Source organism: Psychrobacter sp. W2-37-MNA-CIBAN-0211 (assembly GCF_040309405.1).
Taxonomy (GTDB): domain Bacteria; phylum Pseudomonadota; class Gammaproteobacteria; order Pseudomonadales; family Moraxellaceae; genus Psychrobacter; species Psychrobacter glaciei.
On sequence record NZ_JBEOOU010000014.1, the window covers coordinates 1 to 19,813 of the forward strand.

The following is a 19,813-nucleotide window of genomic DNA, read 5'->3' on the forward strand; positions in this document are numbered from 1 at the left end:
AAGCTTACGTCCATTCTTCTTGGTGTGTTTATCACTACAAAAAGGGCAGTTTTTTGATTCATGGCGTTGATTCCTTGCAAATATAGACAGTATATAGCGTTAGACTCTACGCCAGCATGAATAATGTCCATTACACCTTTTTTTATAAGTAAAAAAAGCGCCTATCTCATTAATTGAGATAGGCGCTTTTTATGGCACAGTCTGTGCTAATCAGACTATTTGCCGCTTACTTTTGCTATGACTTCTTCACGGCTAAGCATTTGCTTTTCTGCTTCACGGCGATTGACGTACTCGTATTTGTCTTCAGCAAGGTTGCGGTCAGAGACCACAATACGATGCGGAATACCAATCAATTCAAGATCAGCAAATTTGACGCCTGGACGCTCGTTACGATCGTCGAGCAACACATTGATACCTTGAGACTTTAGCTCTTCATACAGCGCAGTAGCGGTTTGCATGACGGTCTCTTCTTTCGACTTCATCGGTATAATAGCCACTTCGAACGGTGCAATCGAGTCAGAAACGGTCGGCGTTTTTGGCCACATGATACCGTTTTCATCGTTGTTCTGCTCGATAGCAGCGGCGATGATGCGACTAACACCAATACCATAGCAACCCATCATTAGGGTAACTGGCTTGCCATCTTCACCTGAAACTTTACAGTTCATCGCTTGTGAATACTTATCACCCAGTTGGAAGATATGACCCACTTCGATACCGCGTTTGATTTTCAGGCTACCTTTACCGTCAGGAGAAGGGTCGCCCTCTTGCACATTTCGAACATCGACGATACGGGTGAGACGGGTATCTCTTGCCCAATTCATACCAATAGTATGCTTATTGATTTCATTCGCACCAGTGACAAAGTCTGACAAGGCTGCTGCCGAGCGATCGACAAACACAGGCATATCTAAGTCAACACCGATATAACCTTTATGCAGACCAGCTGCTTTCAGTTCTTCATCAGAAGCTAACGTCAACGGCACGTTTGCTTCTTCGATTTTTTCTGCTTTGATGGTGTTTAATTGATGATCACCGCGCAGCACAATCGCAATCAGCTGTGGCTCATCGTCTTCGGTATGACCATGGACGATTAAGGTTTTGACCGTGGTGGATAATGGGATGTCTAAGTGTTCTGCAACCATTTTACAGCTGGTCATATCTTCGGTTAAGACGTCTTCACGTGCCATCTTAGGCGGCTGACGCTCAGCAGTGCTGACAGATTCTGCTAGTTCAACGTTGGCTGCATAGTCAGATGAGTCTGAGAATGCGATATCGTCTTCGCCACTGTCTGCCAAGACATGGAATTCATGCGAGGCAAAACCACCGATAGAGCCTGTGTCCGCTTGTACTGCACGGAAATCTAAGCCCAAACGGGTAAAGATACGCGTATAAGCGTCATACATATCATGATAAGTTTTAGCCAATGAGGCCTGATCAACATGAAATGAATAAGCATCTTTCATGGTGAACTCACGCGCACGCATCACGCCAAAACGTGGACGAATCTCATCACGAAATTTACCTTGAATCTGAAAAAAGGTAATCGGTAGCTGTTTATAACTACGTAGTTCGCCTTGGGCAAGATTGGTGATGACTTCTTCATGGGTTGGACCAAGCACAAAATCGCGATCATGGCGGTCTTTAAAGCGCAACAGCTCAGGACCGTAATCGTCAAAACGTCCGGTCGTTTGCCAGAGTTCTGCTGGCTGAGTCATTGGCATGAGCACTTCTTGTGCACCGACATTTTGCATCTCTTCACGAACAATACGTTCGACTTTTTGTAAGATGCGCAGCCCCATGGGCAACCAAATATATAGTCCAGAAGCGATTTTGCGAATAAGACCGGCGCGCACCATCAATTGGCTAGAGGCGATATCAGCATCACTAGGGGTTTCTTTTAGAGTGGCAAACAAAAATTGACTGGCTTTCATAAATAAAGCGTAACCTTATCAACGATAAAAAAAATAAGAAATAGTAGGATGTTGAGCGTGTGGCTGAGAGTTTCAGAACCGCCGCAAGCTTACCTTTATTACTTGGTAATAGGCTAGGACATCGCCTAGCTAAAGGATGATTTCACAAAAAATACTTCAGTAACTACTTCCTGCATACAGCAGGGGAAGTTTTTAATTTATGCATCAATATATCGGGCTATTCAAACACCAATTTTCAGGCTAGAAGCCCGAAAAATAAATATATGCTGACATTTTTGTTCATGCAATCTGACTATGTTAGGTAAAGTTTGCCTAAGACGCAATGACTTTTTGTTTTTTCAGGCCGAACGTGACGTAAACAGGTAAATATCACGACAGTAACCCGATGATTTACTGATTTTAAAGGCATTTGTGTGGAAATGTGTGGAAAGATATCGTGCTTTACATAGAGGTATTCATTAAAAATTATGTAGAGGATTGGTAGTTATTACTTGAAGTCGTTGCTCAAAAATAGCATTTATCATTTGGGACGTGATCTTTTGTGCAGTCCTAACTGTGTGTAGTTATAAAAATAAACGATGAAACTTTAAAGGTGCTTATATGAACCGTCCTGATAATCGCTCTCCTGTTGATAACCGTTCGACTAACACACAAGCGAAAAAACCCATTGCTTTGATGTCGTGGCTGGTGTTACTTATTGGGTTGGTCGCTATCGTTTTTGCTATTTATACTGCGCAAAATATAACTGAAGAAGCACCGATAGAGACCATCACTCGTGAGGGTGTGGTTACGAAGATTCAGCAGCTTAATCGTCTGCAGACGGTCGCCTTTAGCGTAGATACTGTGATCACAAGTGAGCGCCCAGGTAGCTGGATGAAATTGTGGCAAGATGAGCAAAAGGGCTTGTTTATTGCCCGTGGTCGTGTACAGGCAGGGATTGATCTGAGTGCATTGACGCCTGGGATGGTGCAAGTGATACAACCTACTACAGAGCAGATCAATGCTAGGCTAGAGGAAGCGCAGCAAGGTAATAGCACTACACCAGCCTCTATTATGCCGCAGATTAATATTACTTTGCCGCCTTCAGAGATTTTTTCAGTCTATTTGGATGATATCGAGATTTATGATTGGCAGACTGGGGCATTTGGCATGATGCAAGTTGATCCTAAGATATTTGACCAAGCACAAAGCATGGCGAAAAAAGAAGTGCTTGAACGTGCTTGCCGAGGTGATGTAATGAATTTGGCGTTACAAAATGCTCAAACGCAGTTGCAGCAATTATTTGCTTTGACAGGAGCAACTGTGACGGTTACTACTCAAGGTGCAGGCGCGTGTCAATTGCCAGTAAGTACGTCGTAGATTTTGAGACCTAAATACTTATTGGGGGCTCTAATCAGGGCGTATCTTCATTTTTAGCCCACTTAGTTGCCTCCATTCAGATTAAGAAAACGCCCTAATATTTTTAGTTTGAAATTATCGATAACCACGCTATCATAGTGGTATATAATGAATTTATTCTAAAAAAAGAATAAAGTATTGCTGAAATTGGTTTTTCAAAGCCTACGTCTAAATGATGACACGCCCTAGAAAAATTTATACCAGTCTTATAAATATTGATGATAAGAAAACTCATATAATATAAGAGGTGATGCATATGACAATTTTCAATAATCAACCTGCTACTAATGATAAGCACGATAAATCGAATAAAAACCTCAAGCTGACAGAAAGACTTCCGTTTGCGACATGGATATTGTTAATTATTAGCTTCACCTTATTAGCATTTGCTTTATATAGCATTCTAATAAAAACATTAGAGACGCCCAATAACACTCATAATGTTGATGTTCCCGAAAGCACTATGACGGAAGTTAAGTAGCGAAGCGGTTAATGGTTATGTTTCTTTTAGCCAATAGACCTTATTCTATGAATATTCGTCTCCCTAGGATGCCGTGCTTCATTATTTTTTAAATTCAGCAATCGCCAGTTGCCGTACAGCTTTGTGTTCGACCATTGGTGCGGGGTAATCTACCTTCCCAAACATATCGTCGGTGTTGATAGCTTTACGTATTTTGTCTTCGCTATGCAAGGTGCTGGCAGGCATATCCTTTAATTCAGGTAACCATTCCTTTATAAATTCCCCATCAGGATCATGCGTTTTTGCTTGGCTAAAGGGATTCATAATACGGAAGTAGGGCGCAGAGTCCGTACCGGTCGAAGCGCTCCATTGCCAGCCGCCATTATTAGAAGCAAAGTCGCCGTCTATCAATTGCTGCATGAAATAGCGCTCGCCCCACCGCCAATCAATCAATAAGTCTTTGGTCAAAAACATCGCTGTGACCATGCGCAAGCGATTGTGCATAAACCCCGTGGCATTTAAGCACCGCATCGCGGCATCGACTAAGGGCACACCAGTCCTGCCCGTACACCACGCATCAAAATCATCCTCATTGTATGACCAATTAATCTTAATATCGGTCTCGTGTTTATAAGCCTGATGCTGAATAAGCTTTGGTTTATCCGCTAATACATGACGATAAAAGTCTCGCCACGCCAGCTCACTGATCCAGCGGTTAATATCTTCATTGTCGCCATCATTACCATGCAGTTGCTCTTGTGCTTTAGCCGCTTGCAAATAGCAAAGTCTGGGACTGATGACCCCAATCGTCAGATACGCTGACAACTGACTGGTGGCGTGTAAGCTTGGTACATCACGGCTCACATCGTAGTTATGAATGTCATCCGCAACGAATTGATCTAAGCGGTGACAAGCCGCCACTTCTCCAGCAGGATAGGCAGTACGTGCGTTAGTAAGCTGTGCCTCGCTATCAATATGACTGAGCTGGGTATTATTTGCTAATGACTGTTGATAATCCTTAACTACTTTTTGGCTTAATGCTTCTATCGCGTTGGCAGTATTGGCGGTCTGTTTCGATATTTTTAAAGTAGCGTTATCACTATTGATTGCTGTAGCGTTATCACTATTGATTGCTAAAGCTTTATGCAATTGTATGTTGCTAACTTCCAAGGTATGCCGCCATTTTTTATAAAACGGTGTAAATACTTGATACATACTGTCGTCATTGGTAGTGATGCTTTTCGGTGGTAAAATGCATTGATCATGCCAGCGTATAAACTCGATGTCATTTTTTGCAAGCAGCTTATTCACTTGTTCATCGCGTTCAATCTCATTGCCCTCGTATTCATGATTGGCCATGACGCCGCTAATATTATTGGCTGCACATAAGGCGCTTAATGAATCCGCACAATCAGAGAAACTATCGCAAACTTGTACATGCAAGGTGATATTTAATTGTTTGTGCAAGTCATTTGCCAATATAGGCAAGGTACGGGCGATATGATCAAGTTGAACCAATGACATATCGTGCGTTTGCCATTGCTCAGGCGTGAGGAAAAATACAGCGCTTACTGATGCGTCATTATCATGGGCACGCTCACAAAGCGCTGCTAAAGCGGTGTTGTCATGTAGGCGTAGATCACGGCGAAACCACATCAAATAATGGGCGGGGCTATTGCTGGTATTATCATTGTTATTGTCAGTGTTGTTATCAATGGTATTGGTAGTTGCCGACGCAGTGTTAGACATTAAGTATCCTCATATTAATCAATCGCAATCATAAACAAAACTATGAATAAAAGTATGCTAGGATAAGTTTTTGGATGCAATTGATTTACTCATTGAGTAACAAATCCTCATCATTTTATGCTTAATCGCTATGACAGCCAATCACTGGCTGCTGTATTTTAAGGTCACACCATGCACGTGAAGTTTTGCGGGTTTACCGACGTAGCTGATATTCATACCGCCACCCAATTGGGTATAGATGCGGTCGGCTTGGTATTCTATCCGCCCAGTCCACGTGCTGTGACCATGGAACAAGCCAAGACCTTAATCACTGCCGTTCCTGCCTTTGTCAGCGTCGTCGCCTTGGTGGTTAATATGTCACACGAAGCGCTGGTTGAACTGGCTGATAATGTCGCATTTGATATCATTCAATTCCACGGTGATGAAAGCCCTGAGAAGTGCCAACAATTGGCAAATGCGGTCAATAAACGCTGGATAAAAGCCTTACGCATCAATGCAGAGCAAGATACGCTAGATAGTGTGAGCGCACGTATTGATGGCTTTGCAGCGGCAGGGGCAAGTAGTATTTTGCTCGATGCTTATCATCAGCATAAATATGGCGGTACGGGTGCGCGCTTTGATTGGAGCCTTATTCCTCACCATAGCTCGCTACCGATTGTCTTAGCGGGCGGTCTTGATGCCCAAAATGTCGCTGCGACGACAGCGCTGCCCATTTATGCCGTTGATGTCAGCGGTGGCATCGAGGCAGCTAAAGGTAAAAAAGATGCTGCCAAAATGCGCGCCTTTATGAAAGCGGTCAAACGCGATCGATGGCAAAGCGTGACGGTCACTGACGCCATCTAAGCGATTCACAAAGCACCTTTATCCTTATTTGCTCGTTATTCCGATTTTCTGCTTAAATCTTATTTTTTCGTTCTCCACTATTTATATTAAAAAATACCACTTATTACAGTAGGAATTATCATGAGTCATGTCGCTAACAAAGATTTATCAGCCACGGCACAAGCCGTCAATACCTTTACCAATCCAACTGATGTGCAAGACTTCAATCAGTATCCCGATGCCCGTGGGCACTTTGGTGTGCATGGCGGTCGTTTTGTCTCTGAAACATTGATGGCAGCACTAGAAGAGCTAGAAGCGTTATATAACAGAGTTAAAAAAGACCCTGCATTTTGGGAAGAGTATCACAACGATTTGGTCAATTACGTCGGTCGCCCAACACCGCTTTATCATGCTAAGCGTCTCAGTGACGAGATTGGCGGCGCGCAAATTTACTTTAAGCGTGAAGACCTTAACCATACTGGCGCGCATAAGGTAAATAATACCATTGGACAAGCCTTGCTTGCCAAAATGAGCGGCAAACAACGTATCATCGCTGAGACGGGCGCAGGGCAACATGGCGTAGCGACGGCGACGATTGCCGCACGTTTAGGGTTAGAATGTATCGTCTATATGGGTGCCGATGATGTCGAGCGCCAAAAGATGAACGTTTACCGTATGCGTTTGCTTGGTGCGACGGTGGTGCCAGTCACTTCTGGCTCACGTACCCTTAAAGATGCGATGAATGAAGCCATGCGTGATTGGGTCACCAATGTCGATAGCACTTATTACATTATTGGTACGGTCGCTGGCCCGCATCCTTATCCACTACTCGTGCGTGATTTCCAAGCGATTATCGGTAAAGAAGCGCGCATTCAGCATTTGCAAATGACTGGCAAATTACCAGATGCCCTAGTCGCCTGTGTCGGTGGTGGCTCAAATGCAATTGGTCTGTTCTTTGACTTCTTAAATGATACTGATGTCAAAATGTATGGCGTCGAAGCGACGGGTGATGGCATTGAAACCGGTCGTCATTCAGCGCCGCTTGCTGCTGGTCGTATCGGCGTATTGCACGGCAATCGTACTTACCTAATGGCAGATGATGACGGACAGATTCAAGAGACACACTCTATCTCTGCGGGTCTTGATTATCCGGGCGTTGGCCCTGAGCACAGCTTCCTAAAAGACATGAAGCGCGTTGAATATGTGGGCTGTACCGATAAAGAGTCGTTAGAAGGCTTTCATGAAGTGACCCGCAAAGAAGGTATCATCCCTGCGCTCGAATCTGCGCATGCCGTCGCTTATGCATTGAAGCTAGCTAAGACGATGACACCTGATCAAACGATTATTGTGAACATGTCGGGTCGTGGTGATAAAGACTTGCATTCAGTAATGAAGGCAGAAGGGATTGAGTTGTAATTACGACTGTCTTCATCAGTGACTGAACTATCCTTTAGTAAGTATAAGAAAAATTGCTTAATGCCCTTTATTATGGAATAAAAATTACTTAATAAAGGGCCAAATAAGCCAGTTTATAAACATTAAGAGAACACTATGACCCGAATTGAAAGTACTTTTAAAACGTTAAAAGCACAAAATAAAAAAGCCCTCATTCCTTATGTAATGGCAGGCGATCCTAATCCAGAGACGACAGTAGGCTTGCTTCATGACTTAGTAAAGCATGGTGCAGATATGATCGAATTGGGCTTACCCTTCTCTGATCCAATGGCTGACGGTCCAGTCGTTGCCTTGGCAGGCGAGCGTGCATTAGCCGCAGGTACCAGTACGCGTGATGCATTAAAAATGGTCGCTGAGTTTCGTCAAACAGATACACAGACGCCAATCATTTTGATGGGTTATCTCAATCCTGTTGAAATCATTGGTTATGATAACTTTGTTGCGCTGTGTGAGCAGTCTGGCGTCGACGGTATCTTGATGGTTGATTTGCCACCAGCAGAGGCGGGCAGCTTTACCCAGCACTTAACTGACAACTCGATAAATGAGATTTTCTTACTATCACCAACCACTTTGCCTGAGCGCCGTAAGCAAGTATTAACCCATTGTGGCGGTTATATCTATTATGTATCATTGAAAGGCGTGACAGGTTCAGCAACGCTAGATACAGCTGCTGTGGCGACCCAAGTGCAAGCCATTAAAGCCGAGACAGACCTTCCAGTATGTGTCGGGTTTGGTATCCGTGATGGGGCTTCTGCAAAAGCGATTGGTACTCATGCGGATGGGGTGATCGTTGGAAGTGCGTTGGTACAGAATTTTGCTGATATAGATGCGAGCGATGCTACGGCTGTTGCGGCGGCTCAGCAAAAAATCATGGCTAAGATGGACGAGTTACGCGGCGCGTTGGATAGCTTGAGTGCTTAGATTTATATAGTCATTGCCTTATATAGCGATCGCCTATAGAAATCATCGGTAGAGGAGAATGGGTCGCGGTTGCTGATGGCAGGCGACTCACTAGCATTCATCATCGACCTTATATAAGTTCCGCTGTATGAACCTGAGAAATAGTCAGTAGCGTAGCCACGTTGATTTATGGTTTATAAAGACTTAATATTTATGAGCGCTGAGTATTTATAAACACAAGATCAAATGACTTTGCTAAATTTAGTTTACGAGTGTAAACTAATATAATTATGATAGTGGTTTTTAAAATAGTATTTGTTGATACTCCTATCGCTGATCTTTATCCATAAGTACGATAGACTGCGATATGGATATGTAAACGTGTCCCATAACTGCTCATGTTATGCTGGTATTTGACACTTTGTTTAGACAACCATTAAACTCTCAAGGACAAGGGAATGAGCCAACTTGTCGATAAGCCTTTGATGATGGCAAATAATATGACTGATACAATAACAAAACCTGATATGACTAATCCTAATAATACTGAAAAAAACAACGTCGAGCCGAACGGTAACACCGCTGGGCAATCGTGGTTTAATCGCTCGGTACCAGGTATCAAGCAGCAATTGACGGCGCCTTTGACGGCAGTAGAGACTGAACCGTCAACTAAGTGCAGTAATTGCCATTCGATGATTACCAACACGGCGCTTATTTTTAACTGTTATGTATGCCCGCATTGCGATCATCATTTACCGATGAGTGCTCGCGAGCGTCTGCATTGGATATTGGATCAAGTAGATGGTGAGCTTGGGCAAGAGTTTACGGCAAAAGATCCGCTGAGATTCGTCGATAGTAAGCCATATCCAAAGCGTATGAGTGAAGCACAAGAAAAAACGGGTGAAAGTGAAGCACTGATTGTCATGTATGGTAAGCTGCGCAATCTTGACGTCGTCGCTTGTGCTTTTGATTTCCGCTTTATGGGCGGCTCTATGGGGTCAGTCGTCGGCGATCGATTTGTCCAAGCAGCTGAAAAAGCGCTTGAAGATAAAGTACCTCTAGTTTGCTTTGCAGCCTCAGGCGGGGCACGTATGCAAGAGGGGCTATTGTCTTTGATGCAGATGGCTCGTACCGCAGCGGCAATTGAACGCTTAAGAATTGCTGGCGTGCCGTATATCGTCGTGTTGACCAATCCTGTTTATGGCGGTGTGACTGCATCGCTCGCTATGCTCGGTGATATCCATCTGGCAGAACCAAAAGCCATGATTGGCTTTGCGGGCAAGCGCGTGATTGAGCAAACCGTCCGTGAGACATTAGAAGAACCATTCCAGCGTGCCGAATTCTTGTTAGAGCATGGGGTGGTCGATGAAGTGGTACATCGTCATCAGCTTATCGATACCATTTATCGCTTGCTGGCGAAGTTATGCCGCGTTCCTAATGTTAGTGCTTAGCACCAAATAAACAGTGGATTAAGTTTATAAGTTTTATAACTGCTTAGCAGCGTGTTAATATCTCTAAAATATGCAAAACTCCTTAATAGCATTTATCGTCATATAACGGTAAATGCTATTTTTGGTTTTAGTTAGCAGATACACGGTTTTTATTTTCATAAAATTATATATAGGTTTGCGCCATGTCTGATTCTCAAGCTTCTAATCCCGCTAGCCCCAATGATAAAGCCGACTTAACGGAATGGCTTGATTATATGCAGCAGATACACGTCTCAGCGATAGATATGGGCTTGTCGCGCGTGTTGCCAGTCGCTGAAGCACTGGGTGTGGTACAGTCAGCGAAAGACGATGCTTATGTATTTACCGTGGCAGGCACCAATGGTAAAGGCTCAACGACGGCAGTGATTGCACAAATGTGCCAAGCAGCAGGCTATAAGACAGCTCTCTATCAATCACCGCATCTCAGCGCCTTTAATGAGCGGGTACGTATCAATGGCGAAATGGTCAGCGACCAAACGTTGATAAATGCTTTTAACAAAGTAGAAGCGGCGCGGTTACAGTGTGCTTTGACCTTATCGTTTTTTGAGATGACGACATTGGCTGCTTTATTGATATTTGCCGAAGCCGACTGTGATGTATGGGTATTAGAAGTGGGACTCGGTGGGCGCTTAGATGTGGTCAATATCATTGATCCTGATATGGCAGTGATTACCAATATCGGCATCGATCATGTTGATTGGCTTGGTGACAATGTCGAAGATATTGGTCGCGAGAAAGCAGGAATCTTACGCAATGGTATTCCCCTGATTTACGGCGCTACCGACATGCCAACCAGCGTGCAACAGGCTATCGATAAGAATCAGGCGATTTGTTATCAAGTTGGCAAAGACTTCCATTATCGCGAGATCGACGCAATTACTTGGCAATATAGCAATGCCGCTGTTACTCTACAGTTGCCACGACCAGCACTATCGTTAACCAATACTGCCAATGCCTTATCAGCAGTGTTAGCCAGTTCATTAGCTGTCGATATTGCTGCTATTGAGCAGGCGCTACAGACCGTTAAATTGGCAGGTCGCTTTGATTATAGAGTGTTAGAGAATCGGCACTGGCTATTTGATGTGGCACATAACGAGCAAGGGGTTGAGTTTTTATTAGCGCAATTATTACCGCTCTGGCAGCAGCATGTGGCGAAGCAAAATAATGATGAACAAACTGATAGCACACCTGCAACCATTAAAATGCTATTTTCCATGCTGGCGGATAAAGATATCGACAAGGTCGTGCAGCGTTTGACCGAATCAGGCTTGCCGATTAGTGATTGGTTCATCGCTGAAATTGACTATCCACGTGCGGCGAGTACTCAGCAGTTGCAAGGTATCTTAAGCAACTATGTGGATAGTGCGCAGATACATGAGTTTAAACGTTTATCAGAAGCGACGCAGGCCGTTATAAATGGCAGTCAATCACAAGATCTCATTGTCGTTTGTGGCTCCTTCCATACTATTGGTGAGGCATTGGCGGCACTTGAAAAATGAGAAATTAAGTGAAAATATGACGGGTTTAATGTTAATCTTAACAGCAGCGTGAGAGCAGACAGCATAAAAAATATACTTTATAATCAAAGAGCTTTTGCAAACAAAGAGGCTTTTTATAAGGTATTTTATAGAGTGCTTTATAAAAAGTACTTTCATAAAGAATAGCTTTCATAAAAAAGTGCTGTTATAAATATGACATAATCTTTGAGAGATGATGGCAGTAACTGGTGGCAGTGGCTATTTATCAAGACGACTGGTAGGATATTAGCTGATAGGGTTTTAACAATAACCGCGCTGACCAATCAACCTTATTACCAACTAAGAGACGTAAACGGATGAACTTTTCGAGACAAGCCTTATTGGGCATTGGGATGATTATCGGCGGTAGCGTGATGCTATATGCCATGGTGCAACAAATTGGTGACGGTAATACATCCGAGCCAGCGACGGCAATGGTCGATAAGCCAAGTGCCGAGCAAGAGGCACCGCAGCCACTGACCACTGACATCGACACTGAAAAGCGTATCCTGGCGCAAAAGCAAAAAGAACGTGCTGCGCGGGTAGCTGAGCAAGAAAAACGGGCGCAGCAGTTTTTGACGGAGCAAGAGACTGCGGAGGCGCAAGCCTTGGCAAAATCGCGTGCGGAAAATCAGCAGTATATAGCCAATAGTGCACCCGCTGCCGCCGATGACGACAGTTCAGAAGCTGCAAAAGATGTGGAAAAAAGTGTCAAAAGCAAGGAAGTGCAAGATGCTCAGAAATTAGTTAAAGCAGCCGATGATGCGTTGAAAGAGGCTAAAGCAAAAAAGCAGGCAGATGCTGAAAAGCAACAAATGGAAGCGAAACAAGAAAAAGAAGATGCTGAAAAACTAGTAGAAAGTAGAAAAGAAGCAGAAGCAAAGAGGCAGGCAGCAGCTGAGAGGAAAAAAGAGACAGCGGAAATGGCCAAAAATGAGCCACCAAAATCGCCTTCTGACTATCAGGTAAAAAGAGGTGATGGGTTGATAAAACTGGCGCGGCAATACAACATGCCCGTAGAAGTATTGGCACAAGCGAATAATCTTTCGCCATCGACATCGCTACAACTGGGTCAAAGTATTACTATTCCATCGCGTAAGCAGGTAGATCGTTTGGCACGTGAAGCAGTAGCAGCTGAACAGGCTCGTGAAGAAAAACGCAAAAAAGAAGATGCGCTCGCAAAAAAATCGACTGATGCCAAGCGCGACGCTCAGCAAAAACTCAGTGAAGCCCGTAAAGAAGTCAAAGAAACCGATGCCAAAGGCAGCTTTGGGGTACAAGTTGCCTTGGCGAATGACCAAGCTAAAGCCGATGAGCTGGCCAAAAAATTCAAATCAGCAGGCTATCAAGTGAAGACCAGCGCTACCAGTCGCGGCGTCCGAGTCGTCGTCGGTCCTGAGCGTGGCAAAGTCGCGGCCTTGGCACTAAAGGACAAAATCAATAGCGATCCCAAAGTAAATACGACGAGCGCTTGGGTGCTTTACTGGCGTTAAGATAGAGGCTCGTCTACTATCATTAAATGATTACATCTGAATAGAAGAGACATTTTTCAAGATATTGGTTGGGTCTTTATTCACTTCCTATCAAAACACGACAGTTACTGTCGTGTTTTTTGCTTTATAGATTGCCGAGTGGCGCATCCTTAGTTAAGATGAGCGCCATTTTTATTATCTCTTTTTGTATAACCTGTCAGCCTATAAAGGTTGCCCTGCTGTGATCGGCCCGTCATGAATTCAGTGCGAATGATGACACTCAGCCAATCACTTTCATATTGTATAAGGTAAAACCATGTCATTTGGCGTTATATTTTTAATATTGGCTGTTGGGTTTTTAGGGCTGATTACCGTACCAAAGCTATTGAAAAAACCCCCAGTCGTTGAGCCTGATCCAAAGCCTGTACGTGGCGATGAGCTGGCTATTTGGCCATTTGCACCGATGCCCATCATGACCGATACCGAGGTAATATTTTTTAATAAGTTAAAAAATGCATTGCCGGAATATCATATATTTGTCCAAGTTCAGCTGTCACGCATCATCGAAGCCAATAGTGATGAGACCTCTGAGCGTAGCTTTTGGTTCAATCGTATCTGCCGTCAAAGCGTGGATTATGTGATCGTGGATGTCGATGCTCAGACTACATTAGTCGCTATAGAACTTGATGATTGGACGCATAGTAGCAAAGCACGTCAAAAAGCAGACGATAAAAAAGACAAAGCTCTAGCCAGTGCAGGCATTGCTATGGTTCGCTTTCACGCTGAGCGTATGCCCAGTGCCGATATGCTCAGATATGAGCTGATGCAAGTGATTGAGAGTTATTAATAAAGTATCTTTGGTAGACAATCAAAGGTTACTAGGGCACGCCCTAAGTTAGCGGCATTTATTTTTTGTGTAACATTGCTGTTATATCAGCTTACTTTATAGATAAGTTGTTTAAATAAGAGTATTATCATTTTATTTTAAAGCAAACTTAAGTTTTCTAAATTGATATGAGCGTTCTTTAACTATGTGAGCTTTCTTTGCTTAGTTGGATCACGTTCTTGCTGTCTTGACTCTTTAAAACATCTCTATAAAGGACTGTGTAATGAAACTTTTTAAATTGACTGCATTAGCACTAGCCAGCACGTTAGCATTAGCAGGCTGTGGCGATGACAGTGATAACAACACTTCTTCTGGTAATGGTAACAATACTCCAGAGGTTCCAATTAAACCGCCTGTTGATAATAGTTTGTCTGAGCTTGAGCAAGCAAAAGAGATGATTCGTACTGCCAAGCTGTTTGTCAGTGATAATAAAGCGGTTACAGATGCTTATGAAGATGTCAGTGATATCCTTACAGAAAAGCAAGATACACGACTTGGATATACCTTCGATATCCCAAGTGATCTGAAATACTATATGGAAGAGACTGATGTATCACAGCTCACAGCAGCTGACATTACTGCACTGGCCAATGATGAAGATTTTGAAACAGCACTGGGGAATATAGCCTTAACCCCAGAAAAAGGGTTTTTAGCGACGCTAAGTACTGACGGGAAGTTTACATTGACTGGTAGCACCAAAGTCAATATCGAAGAATACGATTACGTATATAATCCACAAACAGGTTTATATGACCCTGTTGTTGATAACAAAGACGTTTTCACCGTAGCGTTTGATGGTTTTGAAGATGCACTGATTTCTAATACCAGTACGACTAACTTCAATGGTAGCTTGGGTTTCAAGAGTATTAAAATTGGTACTGGTACGGACGCCGTTAGCCTCAGCTCAAATACTAAAGGGGCTACAGTCAGCGGTCAATTCAGTGATAAAGTCGTGGTCAATGATGAGTTTGATATCAATGACGCAAATAGAGAAGGTATTACTCTAGAAAAGGCTGTCATCAAATTAAGCAGTCTAAAGTTGACGGCTAACGATAGTGTAATCGAAGCAAAGGATTTTGAATTTGCTGCACTGGATGTCAGCAAAAAGCTGGCAGACAATAGCTTAGTGGTTAGAACCATTCCTTATAAGCTTGCTATAACTGGCAAGATGACAAAGCAAAAACCTGAGACTGATGTAACGATTACCTTGAATGCTACTGCCAACGATGCTGATATAAAGAACTTCTTGATAGTGACTGACACAGGTAATGTGGAAGAGACCGCCAATAAATACATAGGTATGGAAATAGTATTGGCGATTAAAGGCAAAGTAACCAAAGAGGGCGCAACGACGATCCCGCTTGATTTCCAAGCCAATCTTAAACGTACTGCTCGTAATGTTATTGAGCTACAAGGCCTGACTGCTAGCGTAGAGGGTAAGAAGCTATTTGTAACAGGTAAGTCAAGCTTAGACAATAACTATGATGTGGTTAGTACCCAGTTTACCGTTGAGCAAAATAAAGCGTCGATCAAGTTAAATGTCGATGCCAATGGTGATTTTATCAAAGATAAAATGGGTAAGCTCGGCGATATCATGGTTAATGGTAAAGACTACGGTGATTTAATGGATAATGATGGCAAAGTTACGGCCAAATTCACTGATGACAGTTTAATTATTCTATAATCAAACCATGTGTCACATCGACTCTCAAACGTTGTTAGTAGCGATTGAGGTATAGCAGCACAAAAAAAGAGACAGCTTACTGTCTCTTTTTTATGCTCTCTAATAAACGTGAGAAATTTATGCCATATAACGTTTCAAGTCTCTATGGTTTTTTACCTAAAAGCTTAGCATCGCATCTATCTAGCCGTACAAAGTTAATCACTATGCCAGCGATTGCCGCAATGATGATATCCACCGCTGCTATTGCTGATAGTGCAGATATACCAGCTACTAATACGAATCTTTATTTCGATCCCCAAGCAACAGGGTTGTTGGACAGTCATATTACTCAGTCAAACGCACAGATAGAGTGGAGTTTGATGGCAACGGTTCATAGTCCAACACAGCCTATCTCAGCATTTTTGGATGATTGGAATGCACCTTTAGATTCAGGAGATCATGCTTATGCCCAAGGTCGAACATCGCTTGAGCTTCGTCCTGCGGGCAGTGCGATTAGCTACGGTCTAGGCTGGCGTTATGATTATTTAATGACGTTTAGCAAAGAGACTGCCGAAGTTTATTGGCAGTATGAAAATAAACAGCCTTCAAGTACCAGTCAAACTTATCCGTTATTTTTAGAAGCCGAGCACAACGAGAGGATCGGCGCCAATGTTGGCTTGACGCAGCAGCTCATGCCCAACTGGCAATTGACGACTCGTGCCAATCTCTGGCAAGGACTGCATGCACTAGAAGGTAAGATAGTTGGCGATTTGAGCACCAGAGTGTTACCAAATAATGAGGTGACAGACATACGAGACAGTTTAGATAAAACCAATGCTTATATAGATTATTACTATGATGAACCAGCCTTAGGGGAGGAAAACCTAAACTGGAATCCCGCGAAACCTTCAGGATATGGTTATTCGCTCGATTTGCAGCTCACAGGTCAGTTGTCTGATAGCACGCAGTTGTCTCTGCGCGGCTACGATATCCTTGGACGCATGCATTGGAAAGACATGCCAAGCACTCGCTATGCGTTGGATTATGACGTCAACGGCAGACCTCTCTATACGATTGAAGGGCAGCTTAGCACTGACGATGTCACACAGACATTGCCATGGCGAGTTGAAGGTAGCCTTCAGCATCAGCTAGACAGTCAATGGCAGCTCGGTCTACATGGTCAAGTAAATGACATTCAAGACTTATATCAATTATCCGCAGGCTACCAAACGTCCAATGATGCTTTTCCCATTACAGTGACGGGCTTAATAGAGCCGCAGACGCAAGCACTGGGTCTCGCTGTAGACAGTCGCTATGCTGGCATAAAATTGCTGACTGACAGTCTCGACTCAGACAAAGCCAAACGCAGTGAGATTAGCTTGTATGGACGCTATGCTTGGTAGCTTGGTTTTATGGGTAAGTCAGATGGCTAAAGCGTCCATATACATGTCTATGTAATGCGGTGGACGTTACTAAAGTTTATCATCTGTCTCATCATGCTGCTTCGGGTAAATGACGATGGGTCTATTACCTTCAAAGTATAATCCTGTTTTTAAGATACCGTTTTCAGAATGGATAAGTGCCGACGGACGGCCATCATAGAACTCGCGCTTAGTAAACCATTCGATATAATGCGCAGCGCGCAAATCTCTGATATCAAGCATCGCGAGAGTGCTCGTGTCGTACTTATCGCACCATTCGTGCATGGGAAAGCTTGGTGCTAGCCAAGATGGATAGACGAAATTAATGATGTTCTTTGGTAAAAAGAACCGTCCTTTTATCACACCATAACGCTTGTCGATTTTGACTTGCCCATGACTTTCGGTATCTACCCATACGGTGCGAAACTGCTTGGTTTGCATATGGGTCATTTTGCGCTGCAAATTGTCATTGGAGTTGATGCCCACCCAGTTCACCGGTTCAAATGGCGCTGATCCCATAAAAAACTTAATCGCCAGCTCCCAGTGCTCGACCAGATTTTCTGCATGATTATACAAAATCAAATCAAGCTCACCTGTCGTCTGCTTGCCGCTAAATAACTGGACGTTACTGGCTAGCGTCTCGTACGGATGTAGTTTGCGCGCAAATCCATCTTCTAACCAAAATGACAGTAACCCTTCAAAGTGAAATCCTAAACGATTGGGACTGGGGCGCTTGAGTAAGTAACGGGTGAGTGCTTGATAAGCATTGGTAGTGTCCAGCTCTGATAAACGCTCCTGATACTTCTCAAACTGTCGCAGCCAAAAGTTGGCGCTATGTACGGCGATGGCATGGGTATTCTGATGTGGCGCAAAGTCTAGCCACTGCGTTAGAACATTAGGGCATGCCAACACATAAGCCAAATCACGCACATAAGGTCGTCGGTACGCTTCCCAAGGTGCGTCAACTAGAAGGTGGGTAGAGATAGACTGAGTGACAGGCTCTGACATAGGATAAACCATCGTAACGTTGTAGCATTTACCCTAACGGCTCGCTCTATAAAAGTCTATAGGACACGAGTATCGGCTAGGGTAGTGCTTAGTTTTTTGACTTTAAAACATGATATTAATGTGATGGATATGAATGCTGATATCAGGTGGTGATAGCAAGTAAGGTAATAGGATACTGAGTACTATTTTAAGTATTGGGAGTAGCAATTTTGATAAGTTGCTAGGCATATTATGCGGTGGCTGCTGCTCTAAATGAGGTGGGGTATGATCTTGCTGGGTCATAGTTTAGCTCCATATTTACCGTAACTTGATTGATACGGCTTATGGTTGCTAGTTTATGGTGTGGCGGTTTGCATAGGTTCTATAGTAGATAGCAAGTTATCTATAGTAGATTAATTTAGTGGCTTTATATCGTTAATACGTGACAGCCATTTGCCTACGGCTTGATATTCGAGCGTTAAACCATCGTTTTGTAATATAGTAGTAATGCTAGCATTCAAAGATGGGTTGTTTTGGCTATATGGTTCGGCATTATCCAGATTAGTAAGTTTAGCCATTGCATACATTACCCTATCTAAAGCTCTATATGCTTGATGCGGTACTTTTTCTAAATCATCGGCTGGATTGGCTGCGAGTGCAGCTTGTTCACTTTTGCTTTCAAGGTCTGATATTTCTTTTCTCTGTTGGACATAAATTTCCTTAGCCTTTTCTAAACGTGCTTCTAAAGCCTGATTTTTAGCTAGTAGAGATGAGTAATCATCATGAGTAATCGGTTTTAATTTATGAATATCAATATCGGAGAATAAAGTTTTAGGCATGTCGTCAGCATGATATTCGGCAATAAATTCTTTTAAGTCAGTTACTTTTATAGTTCGTCGTTCAGGATTAATATGACCTATACCACTACTCCCAGAGTCAGCTTCTTTTTTATCCTTGATATCATATTTATAGTAACCTTTACCGCCATCTCTGCCCATTTTTAACTTACCATCCTCAAAGGCCTGATGAAGTATTTCACATCTAGGTTCAACACATTGAACATATGGGTGCTTAACAATACTTCGGGATAATGCGTTTGCATCTCCTTTTGGAGTACATTGAGTCAATTCAGTAGCTAATTCACTTCTAGGAATACCACACCATAAAATTGCCGCTTCAGGCACAGTCAAATAATCAAAATTATTTTTAATATTGTCGCAATTATTAAACTGTGAGTAATACTCTTTACCCTTAAGACTATATTGCATAATTCAAATCCTTACATCTTTCCAAAATAAGCATAAATCGCTATTATTCGAAGCGTTAACCTTACAGAGCTGCTAATACTTTAATAAAAATCTGAGTTTACCTCATCTCTTACCTAAGATGTAGACACAAACCTTATAAATCTAACCCAAAAAAAAGCCAACCATTGAAAACAATGATTGGCTTTTCTCTATTACTGCTATGTTTGGTCGGAACGGCAGGATTTGAACCTGCGACCACTACACCCCCAGTGTAGTGCGCTACCAGACTGCGCTACGCCCCGAATGACTGACTATTTTACGCAAAATTAGGCATATTGCAAGGGCTATTTATTTTAGCCAAAATCTATAACCTTAATTTACGTATCACAGTCAGCATAACCAATCAGCAATT

Annotated in this window: 15 protein-coding genes and 1 tRNA gene; 10 read left to right on the forward strand and 6 right to left on the reverse strand. The window is 43.1% G+C overall.

From position 1 onward, the window contains the following. Window positions 1-215 precede the first annotated feature (215 nt). A complete protein-coding gene (locus tag AAEY72_RS11650; protein ID WP_352310637.1) occupies window positions 216-1,934 on the reverse strand; it encodes a proline--tRNA ligase in 1,719 nt (572 codons plus the stop codon). 600 nt (window positions 1,935-2,534) lie between these two features. Here AAEY72_RS11650 and AAEY72_RS11655 point away from each other — a divergent pair. Continuing rightward, on the forward strand, window positions 2,535-3,293 hold the full coding sequence (locus tag AAEY72_RS11655; protein WP_352310638.1) for a DUF4230 domain-containing protein: 759 nt from the start codon (window positions 2,535-2,537) through the stop codon (window positions 3,291-3,293). A gap of 601 nt (window positions 3,294-3,894) precedes the next feature. On the opposite strand, the gene AAEY72_RS11660 is transcribed toward AAEY72_RS11655, so the two are convergent. After that, window positions 3,895-5,541 carry a cryptochrome/photolyase family protein gene (locus AAEY72_RS11660; RefSeq protein WP_352310639.1) on the reverse strand — a complete coding sequence of 549 codons (1,647 nt, stop codon included), beginning with the start codon at window positions 5,539-5,541 and terminating at the stop codon, window positions 3,895-3,897. Between the two features lie 171 nt (window positions 5,542-5,712). Here AAEY72_RS11660 and AAEY72_RS11665 point away from each other — a divergent pair, with 171 nt between their 5' ends. From AAEY72_RS11665 to AAEY72_RS11705, 9 genes are all read left to right on the forward strand, one after another. Beyond that, a complete protein-coding gene (locus AAEY72_RS11665; protein ID WP_352310640.1) occupies window positions 5,713-6,384 on the forward strand; it encodes a phosphoribosylanthranilate isomerase in 672 nt (223 codons plus the stop codon). Window positions 6,385-6,576: 192 nt separating this feature from the next. Continuing rightward, window positions 6,577-7,779, forward strand: coding sequence for a tryptophan synthase subunit beta (gene trpB / locus AAEY72_RS11670; RefSeq protein ID WP_189586380.1), 1,203 nt, complete (start codon window positions 6,577-6,579; stop codon window positions 7,777-7,779). A 135-nt stretch (window positions 7,780-7,914) separates the two neighbouring features. Beyond that, entirely contained in the window at window positions 7,915-8,739 is an 825-nt protein-coding gene (trpA, locus tag AAEY72_RS11675) for a tryptophan synthase subunit alpha (protein WP_352310641.1), read from the forward strand. Between the two features lie 467 nt (window positions 8,740-9,206). Beyond that, the gene (gene accD, locus AAEY72_RS11680; protein WP_352310679.1) at window positions 9,207-10,169 is read left to right on the forward strand and encodes an acetyl-CoA carboxylase, carboxyltransferase subunit beta; all 963 of its coding nucleotides are present in this window, start codon (window positions 9,207-9,209) and stop codon (window positions 10,167-10,169) included. Between the two features lie 182 nt (window positions 10,170-10,351). Next, window positions 10,352-11,707, forward strand: coding sequence for a bifunctional tetrahydrofolate synthase/dihydrofolate synthase (folC, locus tag AAEY72_RS11685; protein ID WP_352310642.1), 1,356 nt, complete (start codon window positions 10,352-10,354; stop codon window positions 11,705-11,707). A gap of 335 nt (window positions 11,708-12,042) precedes the next feature. Next, window positions 12,043-13,218 carry an SPOR domain-containing protein gene (locus AAEY72_RS11690; RefSeq protein ID WP_352310643.1) on the forward strand — a complete coding sequence of 392 codons (1,176 nt, stop codon included), beginning with the start codon at window positions 12,043-12,045 and terminating at the stop codon, window positions 13,216-13,218. Window positions 13,219-13,513: 295 nt separating this feature from the next. Next, on the forward strand, window positions 13,514-14,044 hold the full coding sequence (locus tag AAEY72_RS11695; protein WP_194621033.1) for a DUF2726 domain-containing protein: 531 nt from the start codon (window positions 13,514-13,516) through the stop codon (window positions 14,042-14,044). Between the two features lie 262 nt (window positions 14,045-14,306). Beyond that, the gene (locus tag AAEY72_RS11700; protein WP_352310644.1) at window positions 14,307-15,767 is read left to right on the forward strand and encodes a hypothetical protein; all 1,461 of its coding nucleotides are present in this window, start codon (window positions 14,307-14,309) and stop codon (window positions 15,765-15,767) included. A 203-nt stretch (window positions 15,768-15,970) separates the two neighbouring features. After that, entirely contained in the window at window positions 15,971-17,149 is a 1,179-nt protein-coding gene (locus AAEY72_RS11705) for a hypothetical protein (RefSeq protein WP_352310645.1), read from the forward strand. A 69-nt stretch (window positions 17,150-17,218) separates the two neighbouring features. Here AAEY72_RS11705 and AAEY72_RS11710 read toward each other — a convergent pair whose 3' ends face one another. The 4 genes from AAEY72_RS11710 to AAEY72_RS11725 all read right to left on the reverse strand — a co-directional run bounded on the left by AAEY72_RS11710 (window position 17,219) and on the right by AAEY72_RS11725 (window position 19,703). Further along, entirely contained in the window at window positions 17,219-18,175 is a 957-nt protein-coding gene (locus AAEY72_RS11710) for a DUF1853 family protein (RefSeq protein WP_352310646.1), read from the reverse strand. A 102-nt stretch (window positions 18,176-18,277) separates the two neighbouring features. Further along, the gene (locus AAEY72_RS11715) at window positions 18,278-18,457 is read right to left on the reverse strand and encodes a hypothetical protein (RefSeq protein ID WP_352310647.1); all 180 of its coding nucleotides are present in this window, start codon (window positions 18,455-18,457) and stop codon (window positions 18,278-18,280) included. 110 nt (window positions 18,458-18,567) lie between these two features. After that, window positions 18,568-19,422, reverse strand: a complete 855-nt coding sequence (locus AAEY72_RS11720; RefSeq protein ID WP_352310648.1) for a hypothetical protein — start codon at window positions 19,420-19,422, stop codon at window positions 18,568-18,570. 204 nt (window positions 19,423-19,626) lie between these two features. After that, window positions 19,627-19,703: transfer RNA gene (locus AAEY72_RS11725), tRNA-Pro, on the reverse strand. Window positions 19,704-19,813: the final 110 nt, after the last annotated feature.

Coding starts and splice junctions, on each gene's coding strand:
- AAEY72_RS11650 (WP_352310637.1), bottom strand. CDS start 1,934: ATGAAAGCCAGTCAATTTTTGTTTGCCACTCTAAAAGAAACCCCTAGT.
- AAEY72_RS11655 (WP_352310638.1), top strand. CDS start 2,535: ATGAACCGTCCTGATAATCGCTCTCCTGTTGATAACCGTTCGACTAAC.
- AAEY72_RS11660 (WP_352310639.1), bottom strand. CDS start 5,541: ATGTCTAACACTGCGTCGGCAACTACCAATACCATTGATAACAACACT.
- AAEY72_RS11665 (WP_352310640.1), top strand. CDS start 5,713: ATGCACGTGAAGTTTTGCGGGTTTACCGACGTAGCTGATATTCATACC.
- trpA (WP_352310641.1), top strand. CDS start 7,915: ATGACCCGAATTGAAAGTACTTTTAAAACGTTAAAAGCACAAAATAAA.
- accD (WP_352310679.1), top strand. CDS start 9,207: ATGGCAAATAATATGACTGATACAATAACAAAACCTGATATGACTAAT.
- folC (WP_352310642.1), top strand. CDS start 10,352: ATGTCTGATTCTCAAGCTTCTAATCCCGCTAGCCCCAATGATAAAGCC.
- AAEY72_RS11690 (WP_352310643.1), top strand. CDS start 12,043: ATGAACTTTTCGAGACAAGCCTTATTGGGCATTGGGATGATTATCGGC.
- AAEY72_RS11695 (WP_194621033.1), top strand. CDS start 13,514: ATGTCATTTGGCGTTATATTTTTAATATTGGCTGTTGGGTTTTTAGGG.
- AAEY72_RS11700 (WP_352310644.1), top strand. CDS start 14,307: ATGAAACTTTTTAAATTGACTGCATTAGCACTAGCCAGCACGTTAGCA.
- AAEY72_RS11705 (WP_352310645.1), top strand. CDS start 15,971: ATGCCAGCGATTGCCGCAATGATGATATCCACCGCTGCTATTGCTGAT.
- AAEY72_RS11710 (WP_352310646.1), bottom strand. CDS start 18,175: ATGTCAGAGCCTGTCACTCAGTCTATCTCTACCCACCTTCTAGTTGAC.
- AAEY72_RS11715 (WP_352310647.1), bottom strand. CDS start 18,457: ATGACCCAGCAAGATCATACCCCACCTCATTTAGAGCAGCAGCCACCG.
- AAEY72_RS11720 (WP_352310648.1), bottom strand. CDS start 19,422: ATGCAATATAGTCTTAAGGGTAAAGAGTATTACTCACAGTTTAATAAT.